A 15,587-nucleotide genomic window follows, 5' to 3' on the forward strand; every position below is an offset into this window, starting at 1 on the left:
CGGCATGCTGCGGCTACGTGAAATCTGGCTCGGGGTCCATCGCTGGCTGGCCCTGGTCCTGGGTTTGTTCCTCGCGCTCCTGGGGCTCAGCGGTGCGCTGCTGGAGCTCAAGGGGCCGATCCTGCGCTGGGAGGTCGGCGGGCAGATGCTGCAGCTGGCTCCCGGCGAGCACGGCACCCTGCTGGAACAGAGCGCCTGGATCAGCGCTGCGTCCAACGCCTACCCACAGTTGCACAAGGTGTTCGGTGCCGCTGCGCCGCGCCAGGGCTTTCTCGAATCGGACAACGCCATCGTCTTCGGTGCCCTCGAAGATCGTCCTGCCACCGGCATCGCCATGATCGATCCCTACAGCGCCGAGCCCCGGGGGTTCTTCGTGTTCGAGGACCTGTGGCTGGCGCGGCTGGTGGCCTTGCACCGCAGCCTGCTGTTGCCGCCGGCCTGGGGTTCGCTCCTGGTGCTGGCCTGCGGCCTGGCGCTGCTGGCCTCGTTGGGTAGCGGCCTGTACCTGTGGTGGCCGGGACGGCGCAGCTGGTGGAAGGCCGCCAGCCTGCGTCCCGGCAGCCGCGGCACCCGGCGCCTGCGCGAGTGGCATAACGTCGCCGCGGCCTGGCTATGCCTGCCCCTGGCGCTGATCGCCGGCAGCGGCGCCTGGCTGGCACAACCGCAGTGGTTCGCCTGGCTGACCGGGCAACCCCTGGCGCTCAAGCCGCTGTTCTCCGCCGCCCACGGCCAGCTACTGCTGGGCGCTCCCGGTGCCTGGCTGGCTTTTGCCTGTGGTCTGGCGCTGCCCCTGCTGTACATCACCGGCCTGCTGTTGTGGTGGCGCAAGCGCGCCGCTCGCCGGGCCGTCCCATCGTTCAAGGAAATGACCCATGACACACCGTGATCTGTTGCGCCGGGCCCGCCGCGGGCTCCTGTTGGGCCTGTTGCCGCTGGGGCTGCTGTGCAGCGCCGCGGCCAGCGCCGCGACCCTCACCGACCTGGCCGGGCGCCAGGTCCAGGTACCGGACAAGGTCGAACGCATCCTGCTCGGCGAAGGCCGGATGATCTATTCGCTGTCGCTGCTGGAGGGCAAGCATCCATTCGCCCGGGTCGCCGGTTGGCAGGGAGATTTTCGCGGCCTCGACGTGCAAGGCTACGGCGCCTTCCACCGGGCCTTCCCGGAAGCCGAGAAGATACCGCTGGTGGGAGGAACCTCCGCCGATACCTTCAGCGTCGAGAAGGCCCTGGCCGTGCACCCGGACCTGGCGATCATGGCCCTGAGCGGCGGCCATGGCCCGAGCCCGGACAGCGAGGCAGTCAAGCAACTGCAAGCGGCCGGAGTGGCGGTGATCTTCGTCGACTTCAGCAATCATCCGCTGAGCAACACCGTGCCCAGCATGCGCCTCTTGGGCCAGGCCCTCGGGCGTGAACAGCAGGCCCAGGCATTCATCGACTTCTACCAGCGCTCCCTGGCCCGGGTCACCGACACCCTGGCCCAGGCCGGCCAGCTCGAGCAGCCGACGATCTTCATCGACATGCTCGCCGGCCTCCAGGACTGCTGCGGCTCGCCGGGCACCGGCAACTTCGGCGAGATGATCAAGCTGGCCGGCGGTCGCAATATCGCCGACGGCCGTATCCCCGGGCCCATTGGCACCCTGAACGTGGAATACATCCTGTCCAGCGATCCGGATGTGTACGTGGCCACCGGAGTCTTCGCCGCGGGCCAGGGTGGCGTCACCCTGGGCTACTCGGCCACCCTGCAACAGGCCCACGACAGCCTGCGCCAGGCCGCCCAGCGCCCGCCACTGAACGAACTGCGAGCGGTACGCCAGGGCAACGTGCATGGCCTGTGGCATATCTTCTATGACTCGCCCGAGCACCTGGTGGCGGTCCAGGCCCTGGCCAAGTGGCTGCATCCGCAGCTGTTCAAGGACCTGGATCCGGACCAGACCCGCCGCGAGCTGTACCAGCGGTTCATGCCGATCCCCGCCAGCGGCGTGTTCGCCACGAGCCTGGCGCCATGACCCAGGCGGCTACCGAGGTGCAAGAAGCGCTCGCTTCGAGCCACTACCGCCAGCGCCATGGCCGGCGGGTCCTGTTGTTATCCGGCCTGGCCTTGGCGCTGCTGCTGTCCCTGGCCCTGGATATCACCACCGGGCCTTCGGGCATGAGCCTGGAACGCCTGCTGCAAGTACTGTGGGACCCAGGCTCGATGCCCCGGGTCGAGGCAGTGATCGTCTGGAACGTGCGTCTGCCCTACGCCTTGATGGCGGTGCTGGTGGGCGCCGCCCTGGCCCTGGCCGGGGCCGAGATGCAGACGGTGCTCGACAACCCCCTGGCCAGCCCCTTCACCCTCGGCGTCTCCGCCGCCGCGGCCTTCGGCGCGGCGCTGGCCATCGTCCTCGGCCTGGGCTTGCCCGGCGTGCCGGCGCAATACCTGGTCTCGGCCAACGCCTTCGTGTTCGCCCTGGCTTCGGTGGCGCTGCTGTACCTGCTGGCGCGCTGGCGCGGGTTCGGCGTGGAAAGCCTGGTGCTGTTCGGCATCGCCCTGGTGTTCGCCTTCAATGCCCTGGTGGCCCTGCTGCAATTCGTCGCCAGCCAGGACAGCTTGCAGCAACTGGTGTTCTGGACCCTGGGCAGCCTGGCTCGCGCCTCCTGGGAAAAGCTGGCGATCCTGGCCGTGGCGCTGCTGCTGTGCCTGCCATTTTCCCTGCGCCAGAGCTGGGCCCTGACCGCCCTGACCCTGGGCGAGGAACGGGCCCGCAGCTTCGGCGTCGATGTCGGCCGCCTGCGCCTGCTGTCGCTGCTGCGCATCAGCCTGTTGTCGGCGCTGGCGGTGTCCTTCGTCGGCACCATCGGTTTCATCGGCCTGATCGCCCCGCACATCGCCCGGTTGCTGGTGGGGGAAGACCATCGGCTGTTCCTGCCGGCCAGCGTGCTCAGCGGCGGGTTGATCCTGTCCATGGCATCGGTGGCTAGCAAGGCGCTGATTCCCGGGGTGCTGATCCCGGTGGGCATCGTCACCGCCCTGGTGGGCATTCCTTTCTTCATGGCCATCGTCATGCGCAACCGTCGAGGTGTCCTGTGAACCATTCTTCATCCTCGGCCAAGGGCTTGAGCACCGCCGGCCTGAGCATGCACTACGGTAACCGGCAGGTGCTCGACACAGTGGACTTGCCGGCCCTGCAGGCCGGCAGCGTGACCGCACTGATCGGCCCCAACGCGGCTGGCAAGTCGACGCTGTTGCGGGGCATTGCCGGCCTGCACAAGACCTCGGGCCAGGTGCTGCTCGACGGTACCGACCTGGCCCGTCTGCCCCAGGTGGAGCGGGCACGGCATATCGTCTACCTGCCCCAGAGCCTGCCGGAGCGGACCCGCCTGTGTGCCTTCGAGGCCGTGCTCAGTGCCGCCATGGCCGGGCACCGCAGCCTCGGCTTCACTCCCGAGCGGCCAAGCCCGGCAGTGTTGCAGGGTGTCGAGCAGGTGCTGGCCGACCTCGACCTGACGGCCCTGGCGGACCGCCCCATCGATGCCCTGTCCGGCGGCCAGCGGCAACTGGTGGGCCTGGCCCAGGCCCTGGTGCGCCAGCCCAAGGTGCTGTTGCTCGACGAGCCCACCAGCGCCCTGGACCTGTACCACCAATGCCAGGTGGTGGAAGCCATCATCCATGCCACCCGCGAGCGCCAGTTGATCACCCTGGTGGTGGTCCACGACATCAACCTGGCCCTGGGTTTCAGCCAACAGGTGGTGGTCCTGCACAACGGCCGCCTGGCCGCCGCCGGCCCGGCCCTGGAGGTGATCGACCCACGGCTGCTGCGCGACGTCTATGGCGTCGATGCCAGCCTGGAACACGTGCGCGGTCGCCCCCTGGTGATGGTCGATGGCCGCCTGCCCTTTCACTCAGCCCTGGGATAGACCATGAGCAACGTTCAACCACTGCCACTCGAGACCTCGACAACCTCCGCGGGCGCCACGGCCTTCGACCTGCGCCCCCTGCTGGTGGCCAACCTGGCCTGCACCATGGCGATGATGGCCTTCGTCGCGCTGATCGGCCCCATCGCCCGGATCCTCGGCCTGGCCACCTGGCAGGCCGGCATGGCGGTGACCGTGTCCGGGGTGATCTGGATGCTGCTTGCCCGGCCCTGGGGCCGAGCCAGCGACCGCCTCGGCCGACGGCGGATCCTGTTGCTAGGTACCGGCGGCTTCACCCTGGCATTCCTGGCCCTGAGCCTGTTCATCGACCTGGCGCTGCACACCCTGCCATCGGCCTTGCTGGCCTTCGCCGGGTTGTTGCTGGGACGCGGGCTGATCGGGGTGTTCTATGCGGCGATTCCGGTAGGCGGCTATGCGCTGATTGCCGACAACATCGAGCCCCAGCACCGCGCCCGGGCCATGGCCTCGCTGGGTGCGGCCAATGCCTGCGCCCTGGTACTGGGGCCAGCCATCGCCGCCCTGCTGGCGCGCCAGAGCCTGAGCCTGCCGTTCTATGCCATGGCGCTGCTGCCGTTGTTCGGTTTCCTGTTCCTGCGTGCCCGCTTGCCACGCCAGGAGCTGCACCTGCAGCAACCGCCGAAGTCGGTGAGCCTGGCTGACCGACGCCTGCGCCGTCCGTTGCTGGTGGCCTTCGTGGCCATGCTGTGCGTGGCCATGGCGCAGATCACCGTGGGCTTCTTCGCCCTCGATCGCCTGGGCATGGCTCCGGCGATGGCAGCACAGACCGCCGGCATCGCCCTGACCCTGGTGGGCGTGGCATTGATCGTTTCGCAATTGCTGGTGCGCAAGCTGGAGTGGCCACCACTGCGGATGATCCGCATCGGCGCCCTGGTGGCGGCCGCGGGGTTTGTCGCGAGCATCGTCGCCGCCCACGCCTGGGTATTGTGGCTGGGCTTCTTCATCTCGGCGGCCGGCATGGGCTGGATCTTCCCGTCGTTCGCCGCCCTGGCCAGCAACTCGGTGGACGCCGCCGAGCAAGGCGCCACCGCCGGTTCCATCGGCGCGGCCCAAGGCCTGGGCGTGGTGGTCGGGCCATTGGCCGGCACCCTGGTGTATGCCGTGGAGCCGCGCCTGCCCTACCTGCTGGCGGCGCTGTTGTTGCTCCTGGTCGCCGCCTGGCCCGAGGCCCGGCGCCAGTCCTGACCCTGGCAGCAGCGGCTACACAAGGGCTGCGCAAACCCTGTAGCCGCTGCCGAGCCCGCGAGGCTGCGACAAGGCCCGCGGGCCTTCAGCTAACGATCTAGCAACCCCGCCCTGGCGGGCGCAGCCTGGGGCAGCGCTTACACCCAGGGGTTCACTGCTGGATGGCACGGGCGATGCGCCAGCTCGACCAGCCATAGAGCATCAGCGCCAGGGCCGCCAGGGCGCCGCCGGCCACGCCGACATAGGCGAACCCCAGTTGCCCGCCGACCCAGCTGCCGAGCAAGGCGCCACCGCCGATGCCGATGTTGTAGATCCCGGAGAACATCGCCATCGCCACGTCGGTGGCGTCCGGTGCCAGGGTCAGGACCTTGGACTGCAGCGAGAGGCCGAACCCCATGATCGCCATGCCCCAGACCACGCTCAGGGCCACCAGCGACCAGACGTGCCCGTTGAGCGGCAGCAACAGGCCCAGGCACAGCATCAACAGGGCCACCGCCACCAGCAGGAAACCCTGGGGGCTGTGGCGGTGCAAGCGGCTGAACAGCAGCGAGCCGATGATCCCCGAGCCGCCGAACACCAGCAGCACCAGGGTCACCACGTCGCCACCCAGGCCCGAGGCCACCTTGATGAAGGGCTCGACGTAGCTGTAGGCGGTGAACTGCGCCGTCACCACCATGGCCGTCAATACATAGGCCGCCACCAGCGCCGGGCGCTTGAACAGCAGCGGCAGGCTGCGCAGCGAACCGGAGTTCTGGCTGGGCAACAGCGGCAAGGTGCGGATCAGCCACAGCACCAGCAGAGCCGCCAGGCCGGCGATCACGCTGAAGGTGGTGCGCCAGCCCAGGGCCTCGCCCAGCAGGCGCCCCAGGGGAATGCCCAGGACCATGGCCAGGGAGGTGCCGGTGGCCAGCAGGCCGAGGGCCTGTACCTGTTTGCCCGCGGGGGCCAGGCGCACCGCCAGGGATGCGGTGATCGACCAGAACAACGCATGGGCCAGGGCGATGCCGATGCGACTGAGCATCAACAGGCCGAAGCTGGTGGCCAGGCTGGACAATATGTGGCTGAGGATGAACAAGCCGAACAGCAGCGTGAGCAAGCGCCGGCGCTCGACGTTGCGGGTCAGCAGCATCACCGGCAGCGAGGTCAGGGAAACCACCCAGGCGTAGATGGTCAGCATCAGCCCGACCTGTTCGCTGGCCAGGTCGAAACTCGCGCCGATGGCGCTCAGGAGCCCGACCGGGACGAACTCGGTGGTGTTGAAGACAAAGGCGGCCAGGGCCAACGCGATGACCGACTGCCAGTTACCTTGGGGTGTCGCCTGGGGATTGCTCATGTCGGGGTCGTACTACTCGTTCGAAGGTGGAGCGGATGATGGATCCGAGAAAAACCGGGCCCCTGCCCGGCTGGTAGCGCTGTCTGGCGCTCACGGCGAGCGCAGCCAGGGTAATGAATCGCAGGTTAGCCAGGGGTTAGGTTGCGCGCGTTATCGAACACGCCCATGGCCAGCGCCACCACCTTGCGCAGTTGCTCGGCGCTGGCGCCATCCCGGGCTTGCACCGACAGGCCATGCAGCACCGTAGAGTAATAATCGCCCAGGGAAGTTGCATCGCCATGACCTGCCAGCTCCCCCGATTGCACCGCCGCCTGCAGCCGCTGGACGATGCTGGCGGTGCGCGCCCGCCGGTGCTCGGCCAGCCACTGGCGCACGCCGTCGTTGTCGCTGGAGCAGTTCACCGCCGAGGACACCACCATGCAACCCAGGGGCTGGCCTGGCCGGGTATAGAGTTGCACGGCCTCGTCGAGCAGGCGGGCGATGGCGGCACGGGCACTGGGCTCTTCGGCCAGGGCGCGGTCGGCGAAACCGCCCTCATGGCTCTCGTACAGCTCGATGGCTTCGCGAAACAGCGCCTCCTTGGAGCCGAAGGCAGCGTAGATCCGTGCCGAGGCGATGCCCAGCGCGGCCACCAGGTCGGCCATGGAGGTGGTTTCAAAACCACGGGCCCAGAACAGTTCGAGCGCCTGGCGCAACGCCTGGTTGCGATCGAATTCGCGGGGTCTTCCAGCCATGGGAGTCAGGTATCTCGTCAGGATGAGCGGCGATCGGTGGGGCCCGATCGGCGGCCGGCACGGGGCGCCGGGACGAAATGATATTAGATTTGCGCGCTCCCCGGGCCATTTTCCCTGCCCGGGGACGACGGTCGGGACTCAGCCCGCCTGCTCTTCCAGGAACGGCAGCAAGTGGGCAAGGAAGGCTTCTGGCGCCTCCTCCATGATGAAGTGCCCGCAGTCCGGCACGATGGCGCCCCGCAGGTTGCTGGCCCGGCCCTGCAGGGTCAGCAGCGGTGCATCGTTGGTGGCATGCTCGGCGCCGATGGCCAGCACCGGCATGTCGAGCATGCGTTCGGCGCGCTGCTGGTTCTGGCGCACGGTCTCGGGAATCGCCCGGTAGTAGGCGAAGCCCGCACGCAGTCCGCCAGGGGCGGCATAGGCCTGGATGTACTCCTCGCTGGCCACCGCTTCGCGGCGATGGGACCACTTGTCGAAGATGTAGTTGAGGTAGACCCGCTCCCGGCCGGCGATCAGCGCTTCCGGCAAATCGCGCAGCTGGTTGAACATGAAGTGCCAGAGAAAGATGTTCTGCCCCGGTTCGACGAAGATCGGCGGCGCCTCGGCCAGCCCCGGAATCACCGCCTCGGTCAGCGCCAGGCGCTCCACGGCCTCGGGCCGGTCGCTGGCCAGGGCGTAGGCGACCCACATGCCCACGTCATGGCCGACCACGCTGTAGCGTTCGAACCCCAGCTGCTCCATCACTCGGTGCAGCACACCGGCCACGGCGCCGGTGTCGTAGCCATGCTCCGGGCGATCGGATTGCCCGGTGCCCGGCGGGTCCACGGCGATGGCCTGGAAACCCCTGGCGGCCAGGGCCTGGATCACCTCGCGCCAGGCGTACCAGGTCTGCGGCCAGCCGGGAATCAGCAGCACCGGCCGGCCACTGCCGGCACTGACGCAATGGATCCGCTGGCCGTCGATGCGCACGTAGCGATGGGCCAGGCCGTTGGCATCGACCTGGGTGTTGTCGGTAAAGGCATTCATCAATAGTGATCTCCGTGGGAAAGGTTCAGGCGATGCCGAGCATGGCGTTGATCTGTTGGCGGTCGATGCGGGCACCGGCGAAGTCGTCGAAGATCCGTTCGGTGACGCGGATCATGTGGCGGTTGATGAACTCCACGCCTTCCCGGGCGCCGTCCTCCTGGTCCTTGAGGCAGCACTCCCACTCCAGGGTCGCCCAGCCGCCGTAGTCGTATTGCGCCAGCTTGGAAAAGATCCCCTTGAAATCCACCTGGCCGTCGCCGAGCGAACGGAACCGCCCGGCCCGCTCGACCCAGGAGCTGTAGCCGCCGTAGATGCCCTGGCGCCCGCTGGGATTGAACTCGGCATCCTTGACGTGAAACATGCGGATGCGCTCGTGGTAGATGTCCAGGTACGCCAGGTAGTCCAGTTGCTGCAGCACGAAGTGGCTGGGATCGAAAAGGATGTGGCAACGCGGATGCCGATCCACCAGGTCGAAGAAGCGCTCGAAACTGGTGCCGTCGTGCAGGTCCTCGCTGGGATGGATCTCGTAGCACAGGTTGACCCCCTGCTCGTCGCAGGCATCGAGGATCGGCCGCCAGCGCCGCGCCAGTTCGGCGAACGCGGTCTCGATCAGGCCGTCGGGGCGCTGGGGAAAGGGAAACAGGTAGGGCCAGGCCAGCGAGCCGGAGAAAGTGCCCATGTCATCCAGCCCCAGGCGCCGGGAAGCCCGCGCCGCCAGTTGCATGCGTTCCATGGCCCAGTCGGTGCGCGCCTTGGGATTGCCGCGCAGGGCCTCGGGGGCGAAGTTGTCGCACATCGCGTCGTAGGCCGGGTGTACCGCCACCAGCTGGCCGAAGATGTGGGTGGTCAGCTCGCTGATCACCAGGCCGTGCTCGGCCAGTTGACCCTTGACCTCATCGCAGTAGTCCTGGCTGTGCGCCGCTGTGGCGACATCGAACAGCCGCTCGTCCCAGGCCGGGACCTGCAACGCCTTGAAACCCAGGTCGGCGGCCCAGCGGGCAATGCCCGGCAGGTCATTGAATGGCGCCGTGTCGGCGCTGAACTGCGCCAGGTGCAGGCTGGGACCCTTGAGGGTTTTCATCGAACTCTCCTATTATTTGTCGATTGACAAAGAATAGGAACAAGCCGCTGCCAACGTCAACTGTTCAATCGTCGGAAAGGCCCTGGCGCAGGCCTTCTCCGCCATTGGAAAAAACGCCGAAACCCAGGTAAATCAACGTCTCCAACACCATCGACGGAGCCTGATCGACGGCTGAAAAAAAGCCCGCGAACAAGGTCGCGGGCCGCTTTGGCGCAATGGCCCGAGGTCATTCGCTCGGACGGCGGTAGACCTCGCGACCGGCGAAATAGGTGCTCAGCACCTGGGTGCCGGCCAACTGCTCATCGGGAACCTGGAACACATCGCGATCGAGCACGATCAGGTCGGCCTGCTTGCCCGGGGCCAGGCTGCCGATCTGCTGCTCCAGGCCGATGGCACGGGCGGCATTGCGGGTGTAGGCATAGAACATGGCCTGGCGATCGATGCCTTCATCCTTGTTCAACACCCCCTTGGGGCCCTTGCGACTGACCGCCTGGGCGATGGCCTTCCATGGCTCGGGCGTGCTCACCGGCCAATCGCTGGCACCGGCGATGGTGGCGCCGTTCTTGAACAACGAGCGCGCCGGGTACATGAACTGAAACTGCATGGCCGTGATGTAGGGCTTGAGCAGATCGATGCTCAGCTCATCGGCGGAGGCCCAATACAGCTGCATCGAGGCGATCACGTCCAGCGGCTTGAAGCGCGCGAATTCCTTGGGATTGACCATTTGCAAGTGGGTGATCGAGTGCATCACGCCGCTATGGCGCTGGCGCCGGGCTTGCTCGATGCCGTTGAGCGACTCACGCACCGCGCGATCGCCGATGGCGTGCACATGCACCAGCCAGCCACGGGCGTCGGCGGCGCTGACCAGCTCGCCGAAATGCGCCGGGTCGATCAGCAGCTCACCGCCCTTTTGCGAGTTCTTGTAGGGCGTCAGCAAGGACGCGGTCTGGGCCGGGAACTCGGCGACGCCATCGGCGAAGATCTTGATCCCCGGCAAGCTCAGGTTGGGCACATCGAGAAACTGCCGGCGCACCTGGTCCAGCACCGCAAGATCCGCTGGCCGGCTCTTGGGATTGGCCACCATCAGCGCAGCGACCCGCAGGTCCAGTTCGCCTTTCTCGGCCAGCGCCTTGTACACCGGCAAGACGCCCACGGTCTGGGCCGTGGGATGCATCGCGAACAGCGCGTCACTGGGTACCGCGTTGGCCGCCGGATCCATCAGCGCGGTGATGCCCAGGCTGTGGTTCAGGTCCCTGGCGGCACGCCCGGCCTCGAGCATCTGTTCGAAACTCGGCGCCGGTACCTGGGAGGTCAGGGCCGAGAGCCCGGCATCGGCGACGAAACCATTGGGCGTGCCATCGGGATAGTGACCGATGGTCGCCACCGCCTCGCCCGTCAGCGCCTTGACCCGCTGGGCGTCGATGCCGGCGCGCTTGAGCATGGCGCGGTTGGCCCAGCCGGTGTGGTAGTCCCAGCCGACGAACAGGATCGGTGTGTCCGCCCACTCGCCCTGGTTGAAGCGTTGCTCCAGCGCATCCACCTGGCTCCAGTAGGTGGAAGGAAAACCGCTGACGCTCAGGGTATCGCCATGACGCGCCTTGCCGTCGTCGCGCCAGCCGCGCAGGCGCCGCTCCAGTTCATCCAGCGGCAACTGCTGGCTTTCCAGGTCCGCGGCCTTGAGCTTGAGACCGCCGAAGATCGCGTGGCTGTGACTGTCTATGAAGCCGGGCATCAGCACCTTGCCCTGCAAGTCGACCACCTGGGTGCCGGCCGCCTTGAGCGCCAGCACCTGGGCGTCGCTGCCGACCTTGACGATCCGCCCCTGCTCCACCGCCACCGCCTGCTGCAGGGGCTGGCCCTGCTCGGCGGTAAACACCTTGCCGTTGTAAAGCAGCAGGTCCACCGCCGCCAGGCTCGACAGCGATGTGCCAGCCAGCGCCGAGGTCAGCATGATCTTCAGAGCGTTTTTCATTGTCGTTGGCACCCCTTGGTCAGAATGGCCACGAGACTAGCCAAGCCCGGGGGGATTTAAGAATACTGCGCCGAGCAACTCATTCTTTCCAAAGAGGCAAGACCCATGGACCAACTGGGCGCCATCAGCATGTTCGTCGCCACCGCCGACCAGGGCAGCTTCACCCGCGCCGCCGCCTGCCTGGGCAAGACCACCTCGGCCCTGACCAAGGCGGTGACGCACTTGGAGACCCAACTGGGCACGCGGCTGTTCGAACGCTCCACGCGCCGCATCGCCCTGACCGAGGCCGGGCATCTCTACCTGGCCAGTGCTCGCCAGGTGCTGTTCCAACTGCAACAGGCCCAGGAACACATCGACCAACTGCAACAGGAAATGTGCGGCACCTTGCGCCTGGTGGCACCGCCCTCCTTTGCCCCGGCCTTTCTCAACGCGGTGTGCTACCGCTTTCTCGAGCTCTACCCGCAGATGCGCCTGGAGGTGGAGCTGACCGACGAGTTCGTCGACCTGCTCGCTGGCGGCTACGACCTGGCGGTGCGCGACGGCCCGGTGGACCTGCCGGACCTGATCGCCCGGCCACTGACCGCCAATCGCATCCTGCTCTGTGCCAGCCCGCGCTACCTGCAACGCAAGCCGCTGGCGGTGACCCCGCAGACTTTCCACGAACACGACTGGCTGATCTTCCGCCACCCGGCGCTGAACCCGCACTTCTGGCGCTTCAGCTTCGGGGGCCAGCAGCATCGAGTGGCCCAGCCCGTGCCACGGCTGGCCAGCGACAACTACGATTTCCTGTTCGGCGCGCTGCTGGCCGGCCTGGGCCTGCAACTGTGCCCGCAGTGGAGCGCGGCGCCCTACCTGCAACGCGGCGAACTGGTGCAACTGCTACCGGAGGCAGTGCTCGATCCGGAGCAGTTCGGCCCGCGGATCCACGCGATCTATCCGGTGCACCGGCGGCAAACGCGCAAGCACCAGGCGTTCATCGAATGCCTGAAAGAGCACCTGGACCAGCAGCACTTGCACTGATCCGCGCTGCCGTCAGCCGCCTTGCTGCAGCACCGGGATCAACCGCGCCGGCTTGACCGACTTGAACGAGAAACTGGAGTAGATCTCCTTGACCGCCGGCAAGGTCTGCAGCACCTCACGGGCGAACTCGCCGAAGGACTCCAGGTCCCTGGCCAGCACTTCGAGGAGAAAGTCATAACGCCCGGAGACGTTGTGGCAGGCGATGATCTCGGGAATCTCCAGCAACCGTTGCTCGAAGGCCCGGGCGGTCTCGCGGGAGTGGGATTCCATCATCACGCTGACGAACGCGGTGACGCCATAACCCAGGGCCTTGGGCGAGAGGATCGCCTGGTAGCCGGTGATCACCCCGCTCTCTTCCAAGAGCTTGACCCGGCGCCAGCAGGGAGAGGTGGTGAGCGCGACACTGTCGGCCAGTTCGGCGGTGGTCAGCCGTGCGTTGTCTTGCAGCGCGACCAGCAGGGCTTTGTCGGTACGATCCAGGCCAGCGGGCATATTTTGCCTCTTAATCTTGTTTTTATGGTTTTTTATTCCAATCGAGCGCTTTTACAGGGGCCAGATTAGAAAATATTGCGCCGGATTTGAGCATAGCATTAGAGCAAATCAGGAGCGTCCACCATGAACAATAAAAACAGTGACCTTGGTTTTTCCACCCGCGCCATCCATCACGGCTACGACCCCCAGCAGCACCAGGGTGCGTTGATCCCGCCGATCTACCTGACGTCCACCTTCACCTTCGCCACCGCCGAATACGGCGCCGGCTGCTTTGCCGGCGAAGAGCCCGGCTATTTCTACACCCGTATCGGCAACCCGACCCTGGCCCTACTGGAGTCACGCATGGCCGACCTGGAACACGGCGAGGCCGCGGTGGCCTTCGGCTCCGGCATGGGGGCCATCGCCGCCACTCTCTGGACCTTGCTGCGTCCGGGGGACGAGATCCTGGTCAACCGTACCCTCTACGGCTGCACCTTCGCCCTGCTGCACCACGGCCTCGGTGAATTCGGGGTCAAGGTGCGCCATGTGGACATGGCCGAGCCAGGCCAGTTGCAGGCCGCCATCAGCCCCGATACGCGGGTGATCTACTTCGAATCGCCAGCCAACCCCAATATGCAATTGGTCGACATCGCCGCCGTGGCCGCGATCGCCCACCAGTACCGCGACCTCACCCTGGTGGTAGACAACACCTACTGCACGCCCTACCTGCAGCGCCCCCTGGAGCTGGGTGCCGACCTGGTGCTGCATTCGGCCACCAAGTACCTGAGCGGCCACGGCGACATCACCGCCGGCGTAGTCGTCACCCGCCAGGAACTGGCGCAGAAGATCCGCCTGCAAGGCCTGAAGGACCTGACCGGCGCCGTGCTGTCGCCCCAGGATGCCTTCCTGCTGATGCGTGGACTCAAGACCCTGGCCCTGCGTATGGACCGCCACTGCGCCAACGCCCTGGCCGTGGCTCGCTACCTGGAGGCGCATCCGCTGGTGCAATGGGTGGCTTACCCCGGCCTGCCGTCCTTCGCCCAGTACGCCCTGGCCCGGCAACAGATGAAATTGCCCGGCGGCATGATCGCCTTCGAACTCAAGGGTGGCCTGGCCACCGGCACCCGTTTCATGAATGCCCTGCAACTGTTCAGCCGGGCGGTGAGCCTGGGGGATGCCGAGTCCCTGGCCCAGCACCCGGCGAGCATGACCCATTCCACCTACAGCCCCGAGGAGCGCGCCGAGCACGGCATCGCCGAAGGCCTGGTACGCCTGTCGGTGGGCCTCGAGGACATCGACGACCTGCTGGCCGACCTCGACCAGGCCCTGCAAGCCTGCGCCGCCACCGCACCGCTGCTGGCCTTCGGCAAGGCGCTGCCCTGAACCGGACCAGTTGCAAACTACCATCTGGATGGCCGCCGAGCCGGCCATCCATGCAGCACCCGCAACACCCTTAGAACCGTTACCCACAGGAGTGGAACCAACAATGAGTCGTATCAATAACAAAGCCACCCAACTGCTCAGCGCCATGATCCTCGCCGGTCTCGCCTGCCATTCCCTGGCCGCCGACACCATCCGGATCGGTATCGCCGGGGCCAAGACCGGCCCGGTAGCGCAATACGGCGACATGCAGTTCAGCGGCGCGCGCATGGCCATCGAGCAGATCAACGCCAAGGGCGGCGTCGACGGCAAGAAGCTCGAAGCCGTTGAATACGACGACGCCTGCGACCCCAAGCAAGCGGTGGCCGTGGCCAACAAGGTGGTCAATGACGGCGTCAAGTACGTGGTCGGCCACCTGTGCTCCAGTTCCACCCAGCCAGCGTCGGACATCTATGAAGACGAAGGCATCGTGATGATCACCCCGGCCGCCACCAGCCCGGAGCTGACCTCCCGTGGCTACAAAATGGTATTCCGCACCATCGGCCTGGACAATGCCCAGGGTCCGGCGGCAGCGCGCTACATCGCCAAGCTCAAGCCCACCAACGTCGCCGTGCTCCACGACAAGCAGCAGTACGGCGAAGGCATCGCCAGCTCGGTCAAGGACATCCTTGGCAAGGAAGGCATCAAGGTGGCGATGTTCGAAGGCATCAACGTTGGCGAGCGCGACTACTCCTCGATCCTGGCCAAGATCAAGCAGGCCAATGTCGACTTCGTGTACTTCGGCGGCTACCACCCGGAAATGGGCCTGCTGCTGCGCCAGGCCAAGGAAAAGGGCCTGACCGCACGCTTCATGGGGCCTGAGGGCGTGGGCAACGACTCCATCTCGCAGATCGCCAAGGATGCCTCCGAAGGCATGTTGGTGACCCTGCCCAAGTCCTTCGACCAGGACCCGGCGAACAAGGAGCTGGTGGCAGCCTTCGAAGCCAAGAAGGAAAACCCCAGCGGCCCATTCGTGCTGCCCTCCTACTCGGCAGTAGAGGTGATTGCCGGCGCCATCGCCGCAGCCAAGAGTGAAGACCCGGAGAAGGTCGCCGAGGCGATCCACGCCGGTACCTTCAAGACCCCGACCGGGGACCTGAGCTTCGATGAAAAAGGCGACCTCAAGGACTTCAAGTTCGTGGTCTACGAGTGGCACTACGGCAAGCCGAAGACCGTTACCGGGGAGAGCGCCGGCCTCTGACCGGCACTGCGAGGTGCCCCGTGCACCTCGCTGCAACCAATGGTGCCGGCCGCACAGGCCGGCACCGTCCATGGGCCTGTCCTAGGGCCTGTTGCCGTTTCGGCGCAAACCGCGTTGCCGCGCAACCCGAAGGGACGGGCCGGTTTTAGCACGGCGCGGTGTTACTCGACGGCTCATTTGGACGGCCAAACTTCGCGTCTCGTGCCTAGCCC

At 66.6% G+C, this 15,587-nt stretch carries 14 protein-coding genes; 8 read left to right on the forward strand and 6 right to left on the reverse strand.

The genetic code is table 11. The features are described 5' to 3' along the window. The first annotated feature begins 4 nt into the window (after positions 1-4). Genes C4K40_RS18630 through C4K40_RS18650 form a run of 5 tightly spaced genes read left to right on the forward strand, consistent with a single transcriptional unit; the run spans position 5 to position 5,118 of the window. Entirely contained in the window at positions 5-886 is an 882-nt protein-coding gene (locus C4K40_RS18630) for a PepSY domain-containing protein (RefSeq protein WP_053130967.1), read from the forward strand. Beyond that, entirely contained in the window at positions 873-2,006 is a 1,134-nt protein-coding gene (locus C4K40_RS18635) for an ABC transporter substrate-binding protein (RefSeq protein WP_053130969.1), read from the forward strand. Before C4K40_RS18630 ends, C4K40_RS18635 begins: the two co-directional genes overlap by 14 nt. After that, on the forward strand, positions 2,003-3,070 hold the full coding sequence (locus tag C4K40_RS18640; RefSeq protein WP_053130971.1) for an iron ABC transporter permease: 1,068 nt from the start codon (positions 2,003-2,005) through the stop codon (positions 3,068-3,070). Before C4K40_RS18635 ends, C4K40_RS18640 begins: the two co-directional genes overlap by 4 nt. Continuing rightward, positions 3,067-3,897 carry an ABC transporter ATP-binding protein gene (locus C4K40_RS18645; protein WP_256223913.1) on the forward strand — a complete coding sequence of 277 codons (831 nt, stop codon included), beginning with the start codon at positions 3,067-3,069 and terminating at the stop codon, positions 3,895-3,897. The genes C4K40_RS18640 and C4K40_RS18645 overlap by 4 nt, the downstream gene beginning before the upstream one ends. 3 nt (positions 3,898-3,900) lie before the next feature. Next, on the forward strand, positions 3,901-5,118 hold the full coding sequence (locus C4K40_RS18650; protein WP_053130973.1) for an MFS transporter: 1,218 nt from the start codon (positions 3,901-3,903) through the stop codon (positions 5,116-5,118). A gap of 151 nt (positions 5,119-5,269) precedes the next feature. Here the strand turns inward: C4K40_RS18650 and C4K40_RS18655 are convergent, their stop codons facing one another. The 5 genes from C4K40_RS18655 to C4K40_RS18675 form a co-directional block, all read right to left on the reverse strand. Further along, entirely contained in the window at positions 5,270-6,451 is a 1,182-nt protein-coding gene (locus C4K40_RS18655; protein ID WP_022639301.1) for a sugar transporter, read from the reverse strand. Between the two features lie 125 nt (positions 6,452-6,576). Further along, a complete protein-coding gene (locus C4K40_RS18660) occupies positions 6,577-7,185 on the reverse strand; it encodes a TetR/AcrR family transcriptional regulator (protein ID WP_053130976.1) in 609 nt (202 codons plus the stop codon). A gap of 138 nt (positions 7,186-7,323) precedes the next feature. Further along, entirely contained in the window at positions 7,324-8,211 is an 888-nt protein-coding gene (locus C4K40_RS18665) for an alpha/beta fold hydrolase (protein ID WP_022639303.1), read from the reverse strand. Between the two features lie 25 nt (positions 8,212-8,236). Next, positions 8,237-9,292 (reverse strand): sugar phosphate isomerase/epimerase, encoded by a 1,056-nt coding sequence (locus C4K40_RS18670; RefSeq protein ID WP_022639304.1) that lies wholly within the window; start codon positions 9,290-9,292, stop codon positions 8,237-8,239. Positions 9,293-9,518: 226 nt separating this feature from the next. After that, the gene (locus C4K40_RS18675) at positions 9,519-11,264 is read right to left on the reverse strand and encodes an amidohydrolase (RefSeq protein ID WP_053130978.1); all 1,746 of its coding nucleotides are present in this window, start codon (positions 11,262-11,264) and stop codon (positions 9,519-9,521) included. Positions 11,265-11,369: 105 nt separating this feature from the next. Here C4K40_RS18675 and C4K40_RS18680 point away from each other — a divergent pair, with 105 nt between their 5' ends. Then, the gene (locus C4K40_RS18680; RefSeq protein ID WP_053130980.1) at positions 11,370-12,284 is read left to right on the forward strand and encodes a LysR family transcriptional regulator; all 915 of its coding nucleotides are present in this window, start codon (positions 11,370-11,372) and stop codon (positions 12,282-12,284) included. 12 nt (positions 12,285-12,296) lie between these two features. Here C4K40_RS18680 and C4K40_RS18685 read toward each other — a convergent pair whose 3' ends face one another. Then, positions 12,297-12,776 carry an Lrp/AsnC family transcriptional regulator gene (locus tag C4K40_RS18685; protein ID WP_053130982.1) on the reverse strand — a complete coding sequence of 160 codons (480 nt, stop codon included), beginning with the start codon at positions 12,774-12,776 and terminating at the stop codon, positions 12,297-12,299. A gap of 123 nt (positions 12,777-12,899) precedes the next feature. On the opposite strand from C4K40_RS18685, the gene C4K40_RS18690 reads away from it, so the two are divergent. After that, positions 12,900-14,138 carry a methionine gamma-lyase gene (locus C4K40_RS18690; protein ID WP_022639307.1) on the forward strand — a complete coding sequence of 413 codons (1,239 nt, stop codon included), beginning with the start codon at positions 12,900-12,902 and terminating at the stop codon, positions 14,136-14,138. A 103-nt stretch (positions 14,139-14,241) separates the two neighbouring features. Next, entirely contained in the window at positions 14,242-15,375 is a 1,134-nt protein-coding gene (locus C4K40_RS18695; protein ID WP_022639308.1) for a branched-chain amino acid ABC transporter substrate-binding protein, read from the forward strand. The last annotated feature ends 212 nt before the right edge of the window (positions 15,376-15,587 follow it).

It is taken from the genome of Pseudomonas sp. CMR5c (genome assembly GCF_003850545.1).
Lineage (GTDB): Bacteria > Pseudomonadota > Gammaproteobacteria > Pseudomonadales > Pseudomonadaceae > Aquipseudomonas > Aquipseudomonas piscis.

Bases quoted from the DNA above. Each gene is read 5' to 3' on its own strand.
- C4K40_RS18690 (WP_022639307.1), top strand. From the start codon at position 12,900: ATGAACAATAAAAACAGTGACCTTGGTTTTTCCACCCGCGCCATCCAT.
- C4K40_RS18630 (WP_053130967.1), top strand. From the start codon at position 5: ATGCTGCGGCTACGTGAAATCTGGCTCGGGGTCCATCGCTGGCTGGCC.
- C4K40_RS18640 (WP_053130971.1), top strand. From the start codon at position 2,003: ATGACCCAGGCGGCTACCGAGGTGCAAGAAGCGCTCGCTTCGAGCCAC.
- C4K40_RS18670 (WP_022639304.1), bottom strand. From the start codon at position 9,292: ATGAAAACCCTCAAGGGTCCCAGCCTGCACCTGGCGCAGTTCAGCGCC.
- C4K40_RS18635 (WP_053130969.1), top strand. From the start codon at position 873: ATGACACACCGTGATCTGTTGCGCCGGGCCCGCCGCGGGCTCCTGTTG.
- C4K40_RS18660 (WP_053130976.1), bottom strand. From the start codon at position 7,185: ATGGCTGGAAGACCCCGCGAATTCGATCGCAACCAGGCGTTGCGCCAG.
- C4K40_RS18695 (WP_022639308.1), top strand. From the start codon at position 14,242: ATGAGTCGTATCAATAACAAAGCCACCCAACTGCTCAGCGCCATGATC.
- C4K40_RS18680 (WP_053130980.1), top strand. From the start codon at position 11,370: ATGGACCAACTGGGCGCCATCAGCATGTTCGTCGCCACCGCCGACCAG.
- C4K40_RS18655 (WP_022639301.1), bottom strand. From the start codon at position 6,451: ATGAGCAATCCCCAGGCGACACCCCAAGGTAACTGGCAGTCGGTCATC.
- C4K40_RS18675 (WP_053130978.1), bottom strand. From the start codon at position 11,264: ATGAAAAACGCTCTGAAGATCATGCTGACCTCGGCGCTGGCTGGCACA.
- C4K40_RS18665 (WP_022639303.1), bottom strand. From the start codon at position 8,211: ATGAATGCCTTTACCGACAACACCCAGGTCGATGCCAACGGCCTGGCC.
- C4K40_RS18685 (WP_053130982.1), bottom strand. From the start codon at position 12,776: ATGCCCGCTGGCCTGGATCGTACCGACAAAGCCCTGCTGGTCGCGCTG.
- C4K40_RS18650 (WP_053130973.1), top strand. From the start codon at position 3,901: ATGAGCAACGTTCAACCACTGCCACTCGAGACCTCGACAACCTCCGCG.